The 16,891-nt window shown below is 49.4% G+C and carries 19 protein-coding genes and 2 tRNA genes; 18 read left to right on the forward strand and 3 right to left on the reverse strand.

Annotated elements, in window-relative coordinates; genetic code table 11:
* The first annotated feature begins 2 nt into the window (after positions 1-2).
* The 11 genes from PHR44_03470 (at position 3) to purN (ending at position 7,558) form a co-directional block, all read left to right on the forward strand.
* Positions 3-371, forward strand: a complete 369-nt coding sequence (locus PHR44_03470) for a response regulator (GenBank protein ID MDD4909722.1) — start codon at positions 3-5, stop codon at positions 369-371.
* Between the two features lie 22 nt (positions 372-393).
* A tRNA-Thr gene (locus PHR44_03475) sits at positions 394-466 on the forward strand.
* Between the two features lie 15 nt (positions 467-481).
* Entirely contained in the window at positions 482-1,744 is a 1,263-nt protein-coding gene (locus tag PHR44_03480) for an MFS transporter (protein ID MDD4909723.1), read from the forward strand.
* On the forward strand, positions 1,732-3,006 hold the full coding sequence (gene rsxC / locus PHR44_03485; GenBank protein MDD4909724.1) for an electron transport complex subunit RsxC: 1,275 nt from the start codon (positions 1,732-1,734) through the stop codon (positions 3,004-3,006). The genes PHR44_03480 and rsxC overlap by 13 nt, the downstream gene beginning before the upstream one ends.
* Positions 3,003-3,515: an RnfABCDGE type electron transport complex subunit G gene (locus PHR44_03490; protein MDD4909725.1), complete on the forward strand. Its 513-nt coding sequence runs from the start codon at positions 3,003-3,005 to the stop codon at positions 3,513-3,515. Before rsxC ends, PHR44_03490 begins: the two co-directional genes overlap by 4 nt.
* 4 nt (positions 3,516-3,519) lie before the next feature.
* Positions 3,520-4,491 carry an RnfABCDGE type electron transport complex subunit D gene (locus PHR44_03495; GenBank protein ID MDD4909726.1) on the forward strand — a complete coding sequence of 324 codons (972 nt, stop codon included), beginning with the start codon at positions 3,520-3,522 and terminating at the stop codon, positions 4,489-4,491.
* Entirely contained in the window at positions 4,491-5,105 is a 615-nt protein-coding gene (locus PHR44_03500; GenBank protein ID MDD4909727.1) for an electron transport complex subunit E, read from the forward strand. Before PHR44_03495 ends, PHR44_03500 begins: the two co-directional genes overlap by 1 nt.
* Positions 5,106-5,119: 14 nt before the next feature.
* The gene (locus tag PHR44_03505; protein MDD4909728.1) at positions 5,120-5,728 is read left to right on the forward strand and encodes an RnfABCDGE type electron transport complex subunit A; all 609 of its coding nucleotides are present in this window, start codon (positions 5,120-5,122) and stop codon (positions 5,726-5,728) included.
* 14 nt (positions 5,729-5,742) lie between these two features.
* Positions 5,743-6,132: a response regulator gene (locus PHR44_03510; protein MDD4909729.1), complete on the forward strand. Its 390-nt coding sequence runs from the start codon at positions 5,743-5,745 to the stop codon at positions 6,130-6,132.
* Positions 6,129-6,959 (forward strand): RnfABCDGE type electron transport complex subunit B, encoded by an 831-nt coding sequence (locus PHR44_03515; protein MDD4909730.1) that lies wholly within the window; start codon positions 6,129-6,131, stop codon positions 6,957-6,959. The genes PHR44_03510 and PHR44_03515 overlap by 4 nt, the downstream gene beginning before the upstream one ends.
* Complete coding sequence (gene purN / locus PHR44_03520) at positions 6,956-7,558, forward strand: phosphoribosylglycinamide formyltransferase (protein ID MDD4909731.1); 603 nt, start codon at positions 6,956-6,958, stop codon at positions 7,556-7,558. The genes PHR44_03515 and purN overlap by 4 nt, the downstream gene beginning before the upstream one ends.
* On the opposite strand, the gene PHR44_03525 is transcribed toward purN, so the two are convergent.
* Positions 7,545-8,411 carry a hypothetical protein gene (locus PHR44_03525; protein MDD4909732.1) on the reverse strand — a complete coding sequence of 289 codons (867 nt, stop codon included), beginning with the start codon at positions 8,409-8,411 and terminating at the stop codon, positions 7,545-7,547. The genes purN and PHR44_03525 overlap by 14 nt on opposite strands.
* 2 nt (positions 8,412-8,413) lie before the next feature.
* On the reverse strand, positions 8,414-10,096 hold the full coding sequence (locus tag PHR44_03530) for an AAA family ATPase (protein ID MDD4909733.1): 1,683 nt from the start codon (positions 10,094-10,096) through the stop codon (positions 8,414-8,416).
* A gap of 132 nt (positions 10,097-10,228) precedes the next feature.
* On the opposite strand from PHR44_03530, the gene eno reads away from it, so the two are divergent.
* From eno to PHR44_03560, 6 genes are all read left to right on the forward strand, one after another.
* Positions 10,229-11,506, forward strand: coding sequence for a phosphopyruvate hydratase (eno, locus tag PHR44_03535; protein ID MDD4909734.1), 1,278 nt, complete (start codon positions 10,229-10,231; stop codon positions 11,504-11,506).
* Positions 11,507-11,518: 12 nt separating this feature from the next.
* A complete protein-coding gene (locus tag PHR44_03540) occupies positions 11,519-11,779 on the forward strand; it encodes a septum formation initiator family protein (protein ID MDD4909735.1) in 261 nt (86 codons plus the stop codon).
* A gap of 3 nt (positions 11,780-11,782) precedes the next feature.
* Positions 11,783-11,859 (forward strand) — tRNA-Met (locus tag PHR44_03545).
* 83 nt (positions 11,860-11,942) lie between these two features.
* Positions 11,943-13,784, forward strand: a complete 1,842-nt coding sequence (locus PHR44_03550) for a patatin-like phospholipase family protein (GenBank protein ID MDD4909736.1) — start codon at positions 11,943-11,945, stop codon at positions 13,782-13,784.
* 11 nt (positions 13,785-13,795) lie between these two features.
* Positions 13,796-14,095 (forward strand): hypothetical protein, encoded by a 300-nt coding sequence (locus PHR44_03555; GenBank protein ID MDD4909737.1) that lies wholly within the window; start codon positions 13,796-13,798, stop codon positions 14,093-14,095.
* Between the two features lie 19 nt (positions 14,096-14,114).
* Positions 14,115-14,372, forward strand: a complete 258-nt coding sequence (locus tag PHR44_03560; GenBank protein ID MDD4909738.1) for a hypothetical protein — start codon at positions 14,115-14,117, stop codon at positions 14,370-14,372.
* 236 nt (positions 14,373-14,608) lie between these two features.
* Here PHR44_03560 and PHR44_03565 read toward each other — a convergent pair whose 3' ends face one another.
* A complete protein-coding gene (locus PHR44_03565) occupies positions 14,609-14,746 on the reverse strand; it encodes a hypothetical protein (GenBank protein MDD4909739.1) in 138 nt (45 codons plus the stop codon).
* A gap of 214 nt (positions 14,747-14,960) precedes the next feature.
* On the opposite strand from PHR44_03565, the gene PHR44_03570 reads away from it, so the two are divergent.
* A partial coding sequence (locus PHR44_03570; protein MDD4909740.1) for a hypothetical protein occupies positions 14,961-16,891 on the forward strand: 1,931 nt, incomplete at its 3' end.

Genomic DNA, 16,891 nt, shown 5'->3' on the forward strand with positions numbered 1-16,891 from the left:
CGATGTCTAAAAAGAGGATATTAGTAATAGAGGATGAAGCCCAGATGGTTGAAATGGTAAAGATGCGCCTGGAGGCGAACGGCTATGATGTGCTGGCCGCGTATGACGGCGAAGAAGGGCTTGATAAGGCGCGCAAGGAAAGGCCTGATCTGATCATATTGGATTTAATGCTTCCTAAGATTGATGGCTACAAGGTCTGCGGTTTGCTCAAGAAGGACGCGAGATATTCCAAGATACCCATAATTATGTTTACCGCGAGGGCGCAGGAAGAAGATGTGAACCTTGGCAGGGAACTGGGCGCGGATGCCTATATTACCAAGCCCTTTGAGCCGCAGGTCCTTCTTTCTAAGATCCAAGAGTTGTTAAAGTAATGTTATATTGAGTATTCATTTTGCTGGCGTAGCTCAGTCGGTAGAGCAGCGCTTTCGTAAAGCGCGGGTCGGAGGTTCGATTCCTCTCGCCAGCTTTAACTCACGTTATCATGTCTAAGATCTCAAAGGTCCTGCGTAACCGCGATTTTATGCTGCTCTGGATAGGCCAGATAATATCCCAGGTGGGAGACCGGCTTGACCAGATGGCCATAATCGGGCTGGTCTATGCCAGGATGCCGGGTTCGCCGCTGCAGATCGCCAAGATCCTCTCTTTTACAATTATGCCCGTATTTCTCATCGGGCCGATGGCGGGGGTCTATGTTGACAGGTGGAACAGAAGAAGGACGATGTATGTCTGCGACTTTTTAAGGGCGTTGCTGGTGTTCAGTATCCCGTTTTTTCTGCTCAAGGGCGGCACATTTATACCTATATACTTTTTGATCTTCCTTTCTTATTCCACGGGCAGGTTCTTTATACCCGCGAAGATGTCCATAGTGCCGGATCTGGTGGAAAAAGACGACCTGCTTCTGGCTAATTCTCTGGTCAATACCACCGGGATGATCGCGGCGATAATGGGCTTCGGGATCGGCGGTATCGTTGTTGAATGGCTGGGGGCCAGGGGCGGATTTATGATCGATGCCTTCAGTTTTTTTATCTCGGCGCTTCTGGTGTTCCTGATCTCAAAGAAGGTAAACTCGCATATAAGGCGCGAGTCCATAGGGCAGGTAAGCAAGGAGATCGTGGAGGTTATCAGAAAATCGGTGATGCAGGAGTTTGTGGAGGGCATCAAGTATTTCTTTACCCAGAAGGATCTACGTTTTACCGCGAATATGATGTTCCTGCTTATGGCCGCGCTCGGCTCGGTGTATGTCGTGGTCATCGTCTTTGTTCAGAGCGCCCTGCAGTCGGCTACCCGCGACCTGGGGTTTCTTATAATGTTCCTTGGCACGGGCTTATTTATCGGCTCCATACTTTACGGTAAATTCGGCGGCAGGTTCTCGCAGCGCAAAGTGATTTTCACTTCCCTGTGCGTAAGCGGTATAGTGCTTGTCAACTTTACCTTGAGTTTGCGCATTATCCCGCATTTCTTTCTGGCCGCGGCATTTTCCCTGGCATTAGGCATTTCCGTATCGCCCATAATGATCGCCTGCAATACCATAATCCACCGCGTAAGCGACAATCAGATGATGGGCAAGATATTCAGCTCTCTGGAAATAGTAATGCATCTGGCATTCCTTTTGTTCATGCTGATAAGCAGTTTTCTCGCGGAAAAAATAGACAGCGTCTGGATATTGATGGTAGTCGGCATAATACTTACCATTACAGGAATAAGCGGATTGAATATGCGAAGGAAAATAGAGTGGTTAGAATAAGAGAAAATAAGGAATATACGGAACATAAAGGCATTGAGGCGGCGCCTTTACCTGAACAGGTCCATATACCTTTGAGCCAGCATTTAGGCAAGCCGGCCGCTGCCTGTGTCAAGGCAGGCGATAGCGTGCTTATGGGCCAGTTGATCGCGCGGCCGCAGGGCCATATTTCTTCGTGCGTTCATTCTTCCGTTTCAGGCGTGGTTAAGTCAATAAGCGACTGGCCCCATCCTGTTCTGGGCAGGTTCCAGGCGGTTGCGATCGAGAATGACGGCCTTGACAAGGCCCAGGTTCTGCCTCTGAGAAGCAAAGACGAGATAGAAGGGTTGACAGCAGAGCAGATACGCTCAATCGTCCTGGACGCGGGCATTATAGGCATGGGCGGAGCGGCGTTCCCCGCGCACGTTAAATTAAACCCGCCAAAACCGGTTAAATATTTGATCATAAATGGGGCGGAGTGCGAGCCGTATCTTACCTGCGACAGCCGCCTTATGGTTGAAAAGGCGGAGGAGGTAATCAAGGGCGCGGGCTTGATAGCGAGGTGTGTCAGCCCTGAAAATGTGTATTTCGCCATAGAAGAAAATAAGCCGGAGGCGATAGAAAAAATAGGGGCATTATTAGGCCGTACCGCTTATAAGCTGAAAATACTGAAAAGCCGCTATCCGCAGGGAGGGGAGAAGCAGATTATCAAGTCAGTGCTTGATAAAGAAGTGCCTTCGGGAAAATTGCCGTTTGACATAGAGGCATTAGTCCATAACGCGGCTACGGTATACGCTGTTTATGAAGCGGTTTATAAGAGCAAGCCGGTTTATGAAAGGGTTCTAACCGTAACCGGCTCCTGCCTTGATGAGCCGCGCAATCTCCTGGTCAGGATAGGCGCTTCCATAGGAGAGTTGATAGAATTTTGCCGGCCCAGGAGGGGATTCGCCAAGGTCGTAATGGGCGGGCCGATGATGGGGCTGGCGCAGTATTCCCTGGATACGCCGGTAATAAAAAGCACATCGGGAGTATTGCTGCTTACGGAAAAAGAGTCAGAAAAGGGGCGGGAGGAATTTTGCATACGCTGCGGCCAATGCGTGTATAACTGTCCGGCCCGGCTTATGCCGACAATGATAAACCTTGCCTCTTCTCATGAGGACTGGGAAGCGGCCAAAGAATACGGCGCGCTTGACTGTATTGAATGCGGGCTTTGTTCTTATGTGTGCCCTTCCGGGATCAATTTAGTCCAGTCCATAAAACTCGCGAAGATAAAGGCGGGCAGATGAAGGAATACGCGAAGTTTTCTTTGACCCTGTTTGTTATCTGTTTAGTTTCGGCGGCATTTTTAAGTATTGTCTATAGCGTTACCGAGCCGGCGATCAGGAAGCAGGCGCAGGCAGCCGAGGTCAGCAGTCTGAGGAAGGTCGTTCCCGAAGCCGCGGATTACAAGCAAGAGGCGTTGGGCCAGAATAAGTTATTTACCGTATTCGACGCGGATAAAAAGTGTATCGGCTACGCCTTTTTATGCGAGGCGCAGGGTTACTCCGGAGCGATCAAGATAATGGTCGGCATAGACGCCGCGGGCGATATAAAAGGCGTGGATATAGTGGAGCATAGTGAAACGCCCGGCCTGGGTTCCAGGATCCAGGAACAGGGTTTTCTTTCGGGTTTTAAAGGCAGGAGTTATAATGATATTCAGGGCGTGGATACCATAGGCGGGGCAACGATCTCCTCCGCGGCAGTGATAAAGGCGGTTGAAGAGAGCCTTAAAGAGGTTATCAAATCAATAAAGTAAATATATGAAAGACAAATTTATCGTATCGGCTTCGCCGCATATTTATAGCGGCGAGTCGGTAACGCGCATAATGTGGTCGGTCATTGCCGCGCTTATCCCATCAGGGATCGCCGCCGTGATGATCTTTGGCGCGCGCTCTTTATCGGTAATAGCGGTTTCCATACTTAGCGCCGTCCTTTGTGAATGGCTGATCCTTTCGCTAAGAAAAGAGAGGATCCGCGTATCGGACGGAAGCGCGCTGCTTTCAGGGCTTCTTCTCGCCTATAATCTTCCCGCGAATGTGCCTCTGTGGATCCCGGCCATAGGCGCGTTTTTCGCTATAGGCATAGCGAAACAGGTATTCGGCGGACTGGGCAAGAATATCTTTAACCCCGCTCTTGCTGCCCGCGCGTTCCTGCTTGTGTCCTGGCCTCAGTATCTTACCGTCTTTCCCAAACCGTTCGGCGCGGATGCTGTCGCGTCCGCTACGCCGCTTATGCTGCTTAAAGAGGGAAAGGCGGGCACGATAGCTGAAATGGGCGTTTCCTATCTGGATCTGTTTCTAGGCAACAGAGGCGGTTCATTGGGAGAGGTCTGCATCGTTGCCTTAGCCCTTGGCGCGTTGTTTTTGCTGCTGAAAGGATATATTTCCTGGCATACGCCGTTTAGTTTCGTAGCGGGTTTTGGCCTGTTGAGCTGGCTTTTTTCAGGCGGCGAAATATTAACGGGTGACTGGCTGTTCCACATATTATCCGGCGGCGTTATACTGGGCGCCTTTTTCATGGCTACGGACTATGTGACTACGCCGCTTACAAGGAAAGGGCAGGTTATTTTCGGGGCAGGATGCGGCCTGTTGACATTTGTCATCAGAAAATGGGGCGGGTATCCGGAGGGGGTTTCTTTTGCCATTCTGATCATGAACGCGGCAGTGCCCATGATCGACAGGTACACGAAGACGAGGATATTCGGTACTGGAAGGCTACATAAGGTTACATAATGTTACAGGATTTCACAAAAGGTATCTTTAAAAACAATCCCATATTCGTGACTGTGTTGGGGCTCTGTCCCACGCTCGCCGTTACGACATCTCTGAATAACGCGCTGGGTATGGGCGCGGCCGTAATATTTGTCCTGGCATTTTCCAATACGATGATCTCTTCTATCAAGGGATTCGTGCCGCGGCAGATACGCATCCCTTGCTTTATAGTCGTTATCGCCTCTTTTGTCACGATAGTAGAGTTGGTCATGAAGGCATATGCTCCGGCGCTTTCGCGTCAACTGGGGATCTTTGTGCCCCTGATAGTCGTAAACTGCATTATATTGGGCAGGGCCGAGGCGTTTGCCTCGCGCAATTCTGCCGTCCGCTCCATGCTTGACGGCCTTGGTTCCGGTGTGGGCTTCTTCTGTTCGCTTCTGGTGATATCTTTTATAAGGGAGGCGCTCGGCACGGGGACGGTATTTGGCTTCGAGCCGCCTTTTAATTTTCACCCGGCGTCTATAATGATACTGGCTCCCGGCGCGCTTCTTACTATGGGCCTTCTGCTCGCCATTATAAACAGCTGGAAGATCAAGAGGGGCGGGAAGGCGAAAGAAACTACCGGATGTCATTGAGTTAAGGAGATATAATGGACTTATCCAGGTTTATAACGATCATAGTCGGCATGGTGTTCATAAACAACTTTGTGCTCTCCAAGTTTCTGGGTTTATGTCCGTTTTTCGGGGTCTCCCGGCGCGCAAAGCCGGCCTTGAGCATGGGGCTGGCAGTTATCTTTGTCATGACTGCCTCAAGCATGATCACATGGCTGGTGTACCGCTTTATCCTTATTCCCTTTGATATAATTTACTTAAGGACCATATTCTTTATTCTTGTGATCGCCGCGTTCGTTCAGTTCATCGAGATGTTCATCCTTAAAAAGTCGCCTGTTCTTTACCGGGCGTTGGGCATATACCTGCCGTTGATCACTACAAACTGCGCTGTTCTGGGCGTTACCGTATTGAATATTGACAGTTTCTTTATCAACGGTAAGCCGGCAGCGGGCAGTTTCTTATTTTCTCTCGCGCAGGCATTCTTCGCGGGGGTTGGCTTCGCGTTTGTGCTCTTATTGATGTCCGGGATCCGCGAACGCCTTGATTATACGGATGTGCCTCAAGCGTTCAAAGGGGTGTCCATCGCTTTTATAATCGCGGCCTTAATGAGCCTTGCCTTTATGGGATTCGCGGGTTTTAAACTTTAAGGGAGGTGGTATTCATGGAAACGCAGAAAAAGATCCTGGTCATAGATGATGAGCCGGATCTATGCGACCTGGTCAAGATCGTCCTGGAGAAGCAGAAGAAGTTCAAGGTGGTTGTCTCTACAGAGGCAGTCAAGGGCATAGAGCTTGCCAAAGCGGAAATGCCGGACCTGATCTTGCTTGATATCATTATGCCCGATATGGACGGAGCGGATGTATGCCGTATTTTGTCCGAAAATGAGGCGACAAGGCATATACCGGTCATATTTTTAAGCGCCATAGCCGGTAACGGTGATATAACCAACGCTCCCGGGAGGATAGGCAGGAGGGAGTTTATCGCCAAGCCCGTGACTCCCGAAGAATTGATAAAGCGCATTGAAGTCGTTTTAGAGGAAGAGCAAGAGTGAATATACTGGTGCCTGTGTTGTCGTTAGGGTTCTTGGGGTTTATCTTTGGCATAGTGCTTGCCTGGGCGGCAAAGAAATTCTGCGTGCGCCGCGATAAGAAGGCGGAACAGGTGCTTGATAAGCTGCCCGGCGCTAACTGCGGCGCCTGCGGTATGCCCGGCTGTATGGGGTTTGCCGAAGGCCTGATAAAGGGGACGTGCACGCCTGACGGCTGCGTTGTTGCCAAGGACGAGACCAGAGAAGAGATATCCAGGATCCTCGGTTTGGAGCATAAAAAGAAAGAGAAGAGGATCGCCACATTGCATTGTAACGGCGGCAAAAGGGTCAAGGACAGGTTTTTGTATCTGGGTATTGAAGATTGCGCCGCGGCAAACATAGTGTCCGGCGGACAAAAGGAGTGTGTATGGGGGTGCCTGGGGTTTGGCACCTGCGCCAGGGCCTGCCCTTTCGGCGCTATAGAAATGGGCGAAGACGCCCTTCCCCACGTTGACGAAGCAAAGTGCACTGCCTGCGGCAGGTGTGTTAAGGCCTGTCCAAAGAACCTGTTTACCCTTATAGCCGCCGGTCAGCCGATATACGTTGCCTGCTCTTCTCATGACGCGGCCAGGGCAACAAGGGATGCCTGTTCCGTGGGCTGCATTGCCTGCGGAAAGTGCGAATCCGCCTCTGTAGTGAAAGGGGCAGTGACCATAGAAAATAACCTCTCCGTATTTCATTATAATATGAGTTCTGATTTTGAGGCCACTGTTTCCGTGTGCCCGATGCGTACGATAAGGGATAAGAGAAGGCCGGGATACCCCAAGGATGAGGAGATATATAAGAAATGAAAAATCTCGCGGTATTTGTTTCAGGCAACGGCAGCAATCTTCAGGCGATAATTGACGCCGTAAAGAACGGTAATCTGAAAGTGAACATAGCGCTTGCGCTTTCCGACAACAAAGACGCTTACGCGTTGGCGCGGGCAAAAGAGGCCGGTATAAAAGGCATATTTATTGACCCGAAGATCTATAAAGCGAAGAAGGAGTTTGAGCGGGAAATTATCTCCGTTTTAGAGAAGGAGAAGGTTGAGGCGATCGCGCTGGCGGGCTTTATGAGGATATTGAGCCCTGAATTCATCTCCAGGTATAAAAACAGGATACTTAATGTCCATCCGGCGCTGCTGCCTTCATTTAAAGGCGCGCACGGCATCAAGGACGCGTTTGACTACGGGGTCAAGATGACAGGGGTAACTATACATTTTGTAGATGAAAATATGGACCATGGCCCGATCATCCTGCAGGAGGCGCTGCGCGTAGATGACGGCGATACCTTAGGATCGCTTGAAGAGAAGATTCATAAGGTAGAACATAAACTCTATCCGGAAGCGATCAGATTATTCAGCGAAGGAAAACTAAAGGTAGAAGGGAGAAGGGTTATAATTCTTTGAGCTGCTCTAATTCAAGGCGGCTCTTTGTCGCCCGGCTTCCTTTTGTTATATTGTTTATGACCACCCGGTTAAACCCCCCGAATTCATAAGTAGCCATACAATAAGCGGTGATCCTGAATATTTCTTCCTCCGGGCTCGCGCATAAATTAAAGTCGGTTTCCGCGTCGGTGAATTTTATGCGTATGCGCTGCACAACCTGGTCCGCGAGGAATTTAGTGAATTTTACCCCATGTTGTTTTAAATGGCGCCCCGCCTTATCGCCTACGATGTCCGGGTTTCCCCTTATTTCCTGCAGAAGCCTTTTGTAGTATTCTTCCGAGGCAATGGCGGAGTTGAAGATCTTCCTGAGGTCTTCGTTATAAATTGTGTAGATGATCTCCACGCCGTTATTGATGTCGGCCATCACTATTACGTAGAACTCCGGCTGTTTTTCGGCGTTAAAATAAACCCTGTATATCACGTTCAAGAGATTATAGAAATCCTCGTTTAGCTCGTCTATTGTGCCTGAGGTGAAACCTTTGTCTTTTTCTGTCCGGAAAAGCGGAGATATCTGGTATTCAAACTGGAACGCGCCTTCGGAAAAGGCGCCATCAACATAACCGACAACGCAATTGCTCTTTTGCGGGAAGGTGTTCGCCTTGTATTTGAATATATCCTTTTCGTAAGGGATGTATACCCAGAAGGTATTGTCAACCAGGCGGGTAGATGCCTGCCACTTATACTCTTCCTCGCAGATTTGAAGAAATTTGGCTTCCGCCTCGTTTATAGAATAGGGCCTGTCTTCTTTGAGGCCGCATCCCGAAGTTAAGAGAGAAAAAGATAAGGCGCAGAGGAATAATCTTGCCGGGGTCATCTTCAGGTGGTTTGGGGGCGGCTGAGGCCGAATTCTTTGAATATCGCCTCTATTTCATCGTAGTTGAGTTCTTCTTTGGCGACTAACTCCTTGCCTAAGCGTTCAAGCAGCGGGTCATGTTTTTTAAGCAGCTCTTCAACGTCCCTGAGGCAGGACTGAAGTATATCCTGCACGTCTTCATCCAGCCGCCTTTTCATCTCTTCGGACATCATCGGCATGTTGTTCCTGTCTTTGGGCAGGCCGTAGAAGTTTCCTATGATGCCGGATCTTCCCATACCCCAGCGCCAGACCATGTTGTGAGCATACCAGATGGCAGTTTCAAAATCGCCGGTTACTCCGCCGGTAGTAAAGCCGATCTTCAGCTTTTCCGCGGCATATGAACCCAGGCAGGCCTTGATCTCTCCCGCGTAGTGGTTCCTATCGTGGATGAATATCTCTTCTCTTTCCGGTGTCCATGTCACCCCGCCCGTATGCCCGCGCGGGGTAATGGTTATTTTGAATACATCCTGTGAGGGGACAAGCAGGTAGGTGATGATGGCGTGCCCTGCCTCGTGATAGGCGGTGTGCAGTTTCTCGCGCTGGCTCAACCTTATCCTGCGCTTAATGCCAAGGGCGATCCTTTCCCGCGCCTCGTCTATTTCTTTCATTGAGATCAGCGTTTTCTTGTTGCGCACGGCAATAAGCGCGGATTCCCTGACGAGATTGGCGATATCGGCAGGGCTCTGGTCCACTGTTATGCGCGCCAGCCGGTCAACCTTGACGTCATTGGGATCATATTTTACTTCTTTGAGATAGTAAGCAAATAATTTCTCGCGGTCTTCAAGGTTTGGTTTGTCCACATATATTTTCCTGTCAAACCTTCCCGGCCTTAAGAGCGCCGGGTCAAGGAATGATTCCGGGGCATTGGTCGCGCCCATTACGATAATGTTGTAGTCCTTTTCCTTAAGGCCGTCCATTTCTACCAGGAGTTGGTTCAGGGTGGTGTTGAATTCCGACTGTCCGCCAAAGCCGGCATCCACGGCGCGGCGGGCGCCCACGGCATCAAGCTCATCAATGAAGATCACGCAGCCGCCTTCTGAATAAGCTAATTGCCTTGCCCGTTTGAACAATTTTCTTACGCGGCTTGAACCTACGCCTACGAACATCTCTACGAATTCCGAGCCGGACATGGACAGGAAGGGGATATTGGCTTCGGTTGCCATTGCCTTGGCAAGATATGTTTTACCGCATCCGGGCGGGCCGATCATCAAAAGGCCCCTCAATATCCTGCCGCCGATACGCTGCAGTTCCGCGCGGTCTTTTATCAATCTTACCACTTCCAGGGCTTCCTGTTTTGCTTCATCCATTCCCACAACGTCATTCCAATGGATGTTTATATCGTCTTTCCTGGTGGTTTTTTTGAGCATCGAGGTCATCTTGAAGCTGCCTCCGCGGAACATCAGCCAGTACCAGAACAGGGCGTATATGGGCATGCTGATGACTTGCGAGACAAGGATGACATAGAAAAACACGGAATACTGGGCAAGCATCTGCCTTTTAGTGTAGCGTTCGGAGAGGATCCAGGCGCCGATAGAGTAACGCAGGAATATTATCAGGGAGATGGCTATGGCAATACAGCCGATAGCTACCACTATCTTGACCCAGTGGAATTTGAGGAATAATTTCATTTTTCGCATATTTATCATACGTTTTTCTCCTTTATAGATGGCAGTTTTAAGATTAACATAATCGCCGATAGAAGTCAAACATATCTTTCGCTTGACTATTCTGTGATGCTATGGTAATTTATAACCCTGTTCTTACTATGGAGGGAATATATGCAGAAAATTAAGCAGTTAAAGGCAAGGGAAATACTGGATTCCAGGGGCAACCCTACCCTAGAGGTAGACGCGATACTTGATGACGGCCATTTTGGCAGGGCTGCCGTTCCTTCCGGGGCATCTACCGGAGAAAAGGAGGCGCTGGAACTGCGGGACGGCGACAAAAAGCGTTATTTAGGAAAAGGCGTATTAAAGGCGGTTGAGAATGTAAATACTGCGATAGCCGCCAGGGTCAAAGGGCTTGAGCCGGATTTCAGGAAGATAGATAAACTCCTGCTGGATTTAGACGGCACAGAGAACAAGTCAAAATTAGGCGCGAACGCCATACTCGGGGCGTCAATGGCAGTCGCGAAAGCAGCGGCGATAGCGGAGAATAAGCCGCTTTATGAATACCTGGGCGGCGGTGACGCGAAGATCCTTCCGGTTCCTCAGATGAATATCTTAAACGGCGGCCTGCATGCCGATAATAACCTCGATATTCAGGAGTTTATGATAATGCCGATAGGCGCGCCTTCATTCAAAGAGGCGCTCAGGTTTGCCGTAGAAGTATTTCATAATTTAAAGGGGATCTTGAAATCAAAAAAACTTTCTACCTCGGTAGGCGATGAAGGCGGGTTTGCCCCATCGCTTAATTCCAACGAAGAAGCGATAGAGCTGATTATTGAGGCGATAAAGAAGGCAGGGTACAGGGAAGGCAAGGATGTTTCTATCGCGCTGGACGTTGCGGCAAGCTCTTTTGCCGAAGGCGGAGCATACAATTTTGAAGGGCAAAAGCGCGACTCCGGATATCTTATAGAGCTTTACGGTAAGCTTGCCAGGAAATATCCTCTGATATCGATTGAGGACGGCCTGGGAGAGCATGACTGGGACGGCTGGAAAAAACTTACAGACGCCCTGGGGAATAAGCTGCAACTGGTAGGGGATGATCTATTCGTGACCAATCCTAAGATATTCAAGGAAGGCATCGCGAAGAAAGTCGCGAATTCCATACTTATAAAGGTGAATCAGATAGGTTCGCTTTCAGAGACGCTGGAAGCGATAGATATCGCTAAGCAAAATAAATATACCGCTGTTATCTCGCACCGCTCCGGAGAAACAGAGGATACGACCATAGCGCATATCGCCGTGGCAACGGGCGTGGGCCAGATAAAGACCGGTTCGCTTTCCAGGACCGACAGGATCGCCAAGTATAACGAACTGCTCAGGATCGAGGAGCAGTTGGGAAGCAAAGCGGTTTACGCCGGGACTATCTGGGATAAGATAAGGTTGCGTTAGACGTAAGATAAAATGTTTCGTAAGGCCTTTGTTCTTTTTGGTATCACTTTTCTGCTGTTGATATTCTTCCTGCCGGGGTATGCCAAGCTGCAGGATCTAAGGCAGAAGAATAAAGAATTGGCAGAAAAGATCATTGAGCTTAAGAACGAGAACAAGAAGCTGGCGCTTGAGCGCAAAAGAATAGAAGAAGACCCGGTATACCTGGAAAAATTAGCCCGGGAGAAATTAGGTATCGTCCGCAAGGGCGAGATCGTTTATAAAATAGAAGAATAAAATCGCGGGGTGGAGCAGTCCGGTAGCTCGCAAGGCTCATAACCTTGAGGTCGCTAGTTCAAATCTAGCCCCCGCAACCACCTTAAAGCCCCGACTTGAAAAAGTTGGGGCTTTTTGTTTATTTTATTTGCCCGCCGGTTAACTTTACCTTATAATATAGCTTATGGCTGTCTTTTCAAAAGAGATAATCTCCGGTATCTACCCCTTTAACAAATTAAAAAAATCCCATCTGGGGCGGTTGTACAGGATCTGCGAGTTCAAGGAATACCGCATCAACGATATCGTCTACAAGGAAGGCGATCCACCGGATGCCTTTTATATGCTTATTACCGGCCGGCTCGTAGCGCTTGCCAGGCAGGGCGACAGGGATGAACAGATCGAGCTTATAAAGAAGGGTACCGCGTTCGGGACCGTATCTCTTTTTACCGATGAACCGCATTCGGTAACGGTCCGGTCTATTGAAAACTCGGTAGTCCTGAGGATCGAGAAGGATAAGTTCAAGGGCTTCCTGGATAAGAACCATATCCTCGCGGTTGAATTCTCGCGGATATTTTCCAAGAGGGTCAAGAAGCATATAGGCGTGCCAAAGAAGATATTTCAATCGGTGAAACTGGCAATATGCAGTTTCGCTAAAGGCAGGGGCAAGACCACTTATATGGTGAATCTGGCCGAGGCGCTGGCAGAGGACAGGTCTAAAAAGGCAATAGTGGTGGAGTGTTCTTCTGACGATGATTTCTCCATCCGCGCGCATTGCGGGGCCGGGGGCAGGGTTTTGAAGCTGAACGAATTCAACGAAGAAAACATAGGCGGATATGTCGTAGAGAGCGCTCAGGTATCGTGGCTCCGCGTGAGAATGGGGCAGGATACCGACCGGTTTTTCTCCCTGATCAACTACCTCTCCGAGAATTACCACTTCGTCCTGTATGAGCTCAGCCGTCTTGACGAACAGTCAATGGCGCGGCTGGTTTCCATAGCCGACCTTGTGCATTTGTTTATGTCTTCGGACAGAGAAGAGCTGGCGCGCATAGACGCCCTGATGAATATCCTATCCGGCAGCAACCTGCCTAAGGTGAGGTTCGTATTCTCGGAATTCCTGAAGGCGGATAAACCCGCAGGGTTCCCTCATAAGATATACGCTACCATACCGCCTTTGGAAAGCGGCGATTACAAGCGGGTTATAAGGCGGATATCGCGCGAGGTAGGAGAAAAGACCGTGGGGCTGGTGCTGGGTTCGGGAGGGGCGTTCTGTTTCTCGCAGATAGGCGTGATCAAGGTATTAGAAGAGAACAACATCCCCATAGATATTGTCTGCGGTTCAAGTATGGGCGCGCTTATCGGTGCGCTGTGGGCCCTGGGTTATCCTGCCGCGGAAATAGAAAGGATAGCGGCTTACTTCGGCAAGAAGTTTTCCCTTTTTTCCTTTCCCGCGATGGCGCTGCCCTTCAGGGGTTTCCTGAAATCCAAACGCCTGGAAAAGATATTAAAAGACATCTTTGGCGACAAGACGTTTTACGACATAAAACATTCTTTCAGGGTAGTGGCCTTTGATTTTATCAGGAAGGAATCCAGGGTGATCAGGGAGGGCTATATTTACAGCGCCGTGGCGGCAAGCTGCGCGATGCCAGGTATCTTTGAGCCCATTGTCTCCAAGGACGGCATCTTTCTTGACGGCGGGGTGTTGAACCCGCTGCCCGTAAAGTCCATACTTGATTACGCCAGGAAGATAATCGCCGTGAATGTTTCCCTGACCAAGGATGAGATCTACAGAAGTTATACGGAACAAAAGAGGTGGAAGTTCAATATATTTGATTTTATCTTTGGCAGCGTAGGCACGATGCAAAGGGAATTCATAAATGATTCCTTAAAGATCGCCGACGTTGTTATTCATCCTGATTTAGACGGGATGGGGTGGGTTGACTTCAGCAAGGTGGAAGAGCTGGCTGACAGGGGAGAAGCGGCGGCCAATGAAAAGTTGGGGGAGATCATAAAGCTGGTGAGCGGTTAAGGAGGTATGCTATGAAAAGAGTAGTTGTAATGGGGGTAGCGTTGGTATCGGTGGGGGCGGGGCTGTTGGCGTCCCTGCTGACTAAACAGTTGCAGGCAGAGACACAAGGGGCGCCTTATATCAAGATCTCGCAGAGGCCTTTTAACGAACGCGAAGTAAGACAAGTGGTCCCTGCCAGTTACGGCAGGCTCGTCGCGGCAACGGATATCCGGCTTTATTTTGTTGATGCCGAAGATAACATAAGGATGATTCCGCTAAAGTCGGATTCTGTGCTGGGTAACGATGTCTATATGATCAAGCGGAGCAAATAATAAGTCAGGGGGATAACATATGATTCAGAAATTGGCGCTGGTCGCCGCTGTTGTATTGCCTTTATGGAACATTCCCTTGATAGTGCGCATAATCAAGAGGAGGTCATCTAAGGACATCAGCATCTATTGGGCGTTGGGAGTATGGGTCTGCTTTTTGTTTATGTTCCCCGCCGGCCTTATGTCGCAAGATATTGTCTGGAAGGCCTTCAATATCGTCAATTTCGTCTTTTTCAGCTGCGTAGCGCTGTGCACCGTCATATTCCATAAGGGAAAATAGGGCTTTAATAGGTTTGGGAAGATCAAGGCCTTGAGGTTGCCTCAAGGCCTTTTGTTTTTTAAAATGGGGATTGAGGCGGTTATGAAAACGCTTTCTTAAATGGCTTTCCAGCTCCTTGTTTTACCGTAGTGGTAGGTTATACTTATTATACGGATGAAAAAACTAACGATATTCCTGGTCGTTTTCTTCTGTTTGCTGTCTTCATTTAAGCCGGCAGGGGCAGGGGAGGAGCCCTGTCAGAGGCCGGATGAGGAAGCCGTTGTCGTCCTTTCTACGGTTACCCTGGATGAGATGCAGTATGCCAGGAAGGTAATCGAACTGAACGGCGGCAGGGTCAAGAATATCTTTCCGCCCAGTGTCTTCTTCGCGAGCATTCCCTGCGCTATCTTCGCCGCCTTGAACCGGTCAGAACTTATACAGGAGGTTTCTTATACCACGGTAGAGCCGGATAAGTTCAGGGATTATGAGCCGTCTACCCGAGATGCCATTAAGATCTGGAATAAAAAGCTGAAGGGAGCCGTTAAACCAGAGGCAACGCCTCCGGGAGAAGGTATAAAAGAGAGAGAGCCGTTCAGGGATACGGTAATTATGCCTACGGACCTGCCCAAGACCAAAGAGGAAAGGGCAAAGAAGGATCGGGAATATCTGGAAAAATGGCAGGCCAGGAAGCAGGAATTGGAAGGCAAAGAACGCCTGAAAAGGCAAAGGTGGCAGAAGACAAAAGAAAGGCTGCGGGCAGCTAAGGATGCCTCTTCCGGTGCCGTTGAGCCCCTGCAACTTCCGGCAGTATCTCAATCTACGAACTCTACCGGCTTCGGCAGGGCCTACGGCGCGGGCCTTTACGATACCAGTCTTTATATGGCAGGTGATATCGCTGTGGGGGTGTTCTTTGTCCCGGGTACTGGTGGAGAATGGACAGCCGCGGAGATAGATGATGTCTTTGGGGGTATCCGTACCGCCTTGGATCAATTCATTTATGATGAGCCAAATGCCCGCATTACTTTTACGTTCAGCAAGGAAGTAGATGAAGCAGGGAACCCTAAATTACTTCCAGAAAACCTAAGGCATTACGTAAATGAACTTAGGAGTATTTATAATACTCATTGGGCCTATATGATAGTTGTAGAAAAAGGATACGGTAGAGCAATGGTATGGCTTGGGAGGCCGACCACCTGTTTATACAGCGATGATTTAAGAAGCGGGGCCGTTGTTCGTCATGAGACAATGCATATATTCGGCGCGGCAGATCAATATTTTGAAGCCGGGTCTGTTCAAGAGGGCGCAATCGGATTACATGGATACTTGTCTGTTGTGAATGCCAACTCTCATTACAATGATGGCAAAGGATATTTTGGAGGGTCTGGTGAAAGCCGTCCTGATTTAATGTCCGGTGGCAGTTTTATCATAGGTGTTTATAGCCGCGGCCAGATTGGCTGGCGTGATTCCGACGGAGATGGGAGACTGGATCCGCTGGATACATTCCCGGATACATATCAATTGCGTAAAAGCGGCAATAATCCCTTTGTGTATACCGGCAAAAGTTCTGACAGGCCTATACCGAATGGAGATCCGTTTTATGCAGACGTAACTTTAAATACCATAACCAGAGTAGAATACCGTATAAATGAGGGCGCCTGGTGTGAGGCCGAAGCAGAAGACGGTTCTTTTGATTGGGGGGAGGAAGGCTTTACGTTTACTACCCCGGTTTTTCCGGATGGGATGTATTCCATTGAAGTGAGGGCGGTCAATTCCGTAGGTAACGCGGAGTTATCTTACGCCAAGGATGAGGTCGTCATAAAGAATAGTCCTGTAGTTTCATTCGAGTATCCTCATACAGAAGAAGGCGCATCAGGGGTGGGTGCGGCTCCAAGGGCATATTTTACCGTAACGCCGGAGAGTCAGCATGGCGCATTTGAATCCTTTACTGTCAATTTGGATGCTGCCGCTTCATTCGGCGCGGGCTATGACTCAGGAGGGGCGCGGTTGATGTGGGATATGGATGATGATGGGAATTGGGAGGAGGATTATTCAGGTAAATTAGAGATAGAACATTCTTATCCGTTATCAGAATGCCTTATCGGCACTACAATTGGTGTCCCCGGTCGTGCTGAAGGCATATGTGCTTTTGGCGATTATGTCTATATCGTAAGTGGCGGATCCGGCCTGCAGATCATAGACGTCTCCGATCCCGCGGCTCCGGCTCTTGTCGGAAAATTTAATACATCTGGTTGGGCGCTGGCTGTTTTTGTAACGGGAAATTATGCCTATGTCGCAGATGAAGATGCTGGTTTGCAGATCGTGGATGTCTCTAATCCAACTGCCCCAGACCTGGTCGGGCGTTTTGATGCACCGGTTGGTTTCATTCAGGATGTCTTTGTAGCAGGCAGTTATGCCTATGCCATTGGGTTTAAGGGTTTACAGATTATAGACGTCTCCAATCCCGTAGCGCCGACTCTAGCCGGAAGCCTTGATACGCCTGGTTGGGCGCAGGATGTTTTTGTAGCGGGCAACTATGCCTA

The sequence above is a fragment of the Candidatus Omnitrophota bacterium genome (assembly GCA_028707125.1).
In the GTDB taxonomy this organism is placed as follows: Bacteria; Omnitrophota; Gorgyraeia; order Gygaellales; family JAQTUX01; genus JAQTUX01.

Coding starts and splice junctions, on each gene's coding strand:
- PHR44_03470 (MDD4909722.1), top strand. CDS start 3: ATGTCTAAAAAGAGGATATTAGTAATAGAGGATGAAGCCCAGATGGTT.
- PHR44_03480 (MDD4909723.1), top strand. CDS start 482: ATGTCTAAGATCTCAAAGGTCCTGCGTAACCGCGATTTTATGCTGCTC.
- PHR44_03490 (MDD4909725.1), top strand. CDS start 3,003: ATGAAGGAATACGCGAAGTTTTCTTTGACCCTGTTTGTTATCTGTTTA.
- PHR44_03495 (MDD4909726.1), top strand. CDS start 3,520: ATGAAAGACAAATTTATCGTATCGGCTTCGCCGCATATTTATAGCGGC.
- PHR44_03500 (MDD4909727.1), top strand. CDS start 4,491: ATGTTACAGGATTTCACAAAAGGTATCTTTAAAAACAATCCCATATTC.
- PHR44_03505 (MDD4909728.1), top strand. CDS start 5,120: ATGGACTTATCCAGGTTTATAACGATCATAGTCGGCATGGTGTTCATA.
- PHR44_03510 (MDD4909729.1), top strand. CDS start 5,743: ATGGAAACGCAGAAAAAGATCCTGGTCATAGATGATGAGCCGGATCTA.
- purN (MDD4909731.1), top strand. CDS start 6,956: ATGAAAAATCTCGCGGTATTTGTTTCAGGCAACGGCAGCAATCTTCAG.
- PHR44_03525 (MDD4909732.1), bottom strand. CDS start 8,411: ATGACCCCGGCAAGATTATTCCTCTGCGCCTTATCTTTTTCTCTCTTA.
- PHR44_03530 (MDD4909733.1), bottom strand. CDS start 10,096: ATGATAAATATGCGAAAAATGAAATTATTCCTCAAATTCCACTGGGTC.
- eno (MDD4909734.1), top strand. CDS start 10,229: ATGCAGAAAATTAAGCAGTTAAAGGCAAGGGAAATACTGGATTCCAGG.
- PHR44_03540 (MDD4909735.1), top strand. CDS start 11,519: ATGTTTCGTAAGGCCTTTGTTCTTTTTGGTATCACTTTTCTGCTGTTG.
- PHR44_03550 (MDD4909736.1), top strand. CDS start 11,943: ATGGCTGTCTTTTCAAAAGAGATAATCTCCGGTATCTACCCCTTTAAC.
- PHR44_03555 (MDD4909737.1), top strand. CDS start 13,796: ATGAAAAGAGTAGTTGTAATGGGGGTAGCGTTGGTATCGGTGGGGGCG.
- PHR44_03560 (MDD4909738.1), top strand. CDS start 14,115: ATGATTCAGAAATTGGCGCTGGTCGCCGCTGTTGTATTGCCTTTATGG.
- PHR44_03565 (MDD4909739.1), bottom strand. CDS start 14,746: ATGCTCGCGAAGAAGACACTGGGCGGAAAGATATTCTTGACCCTGCCG.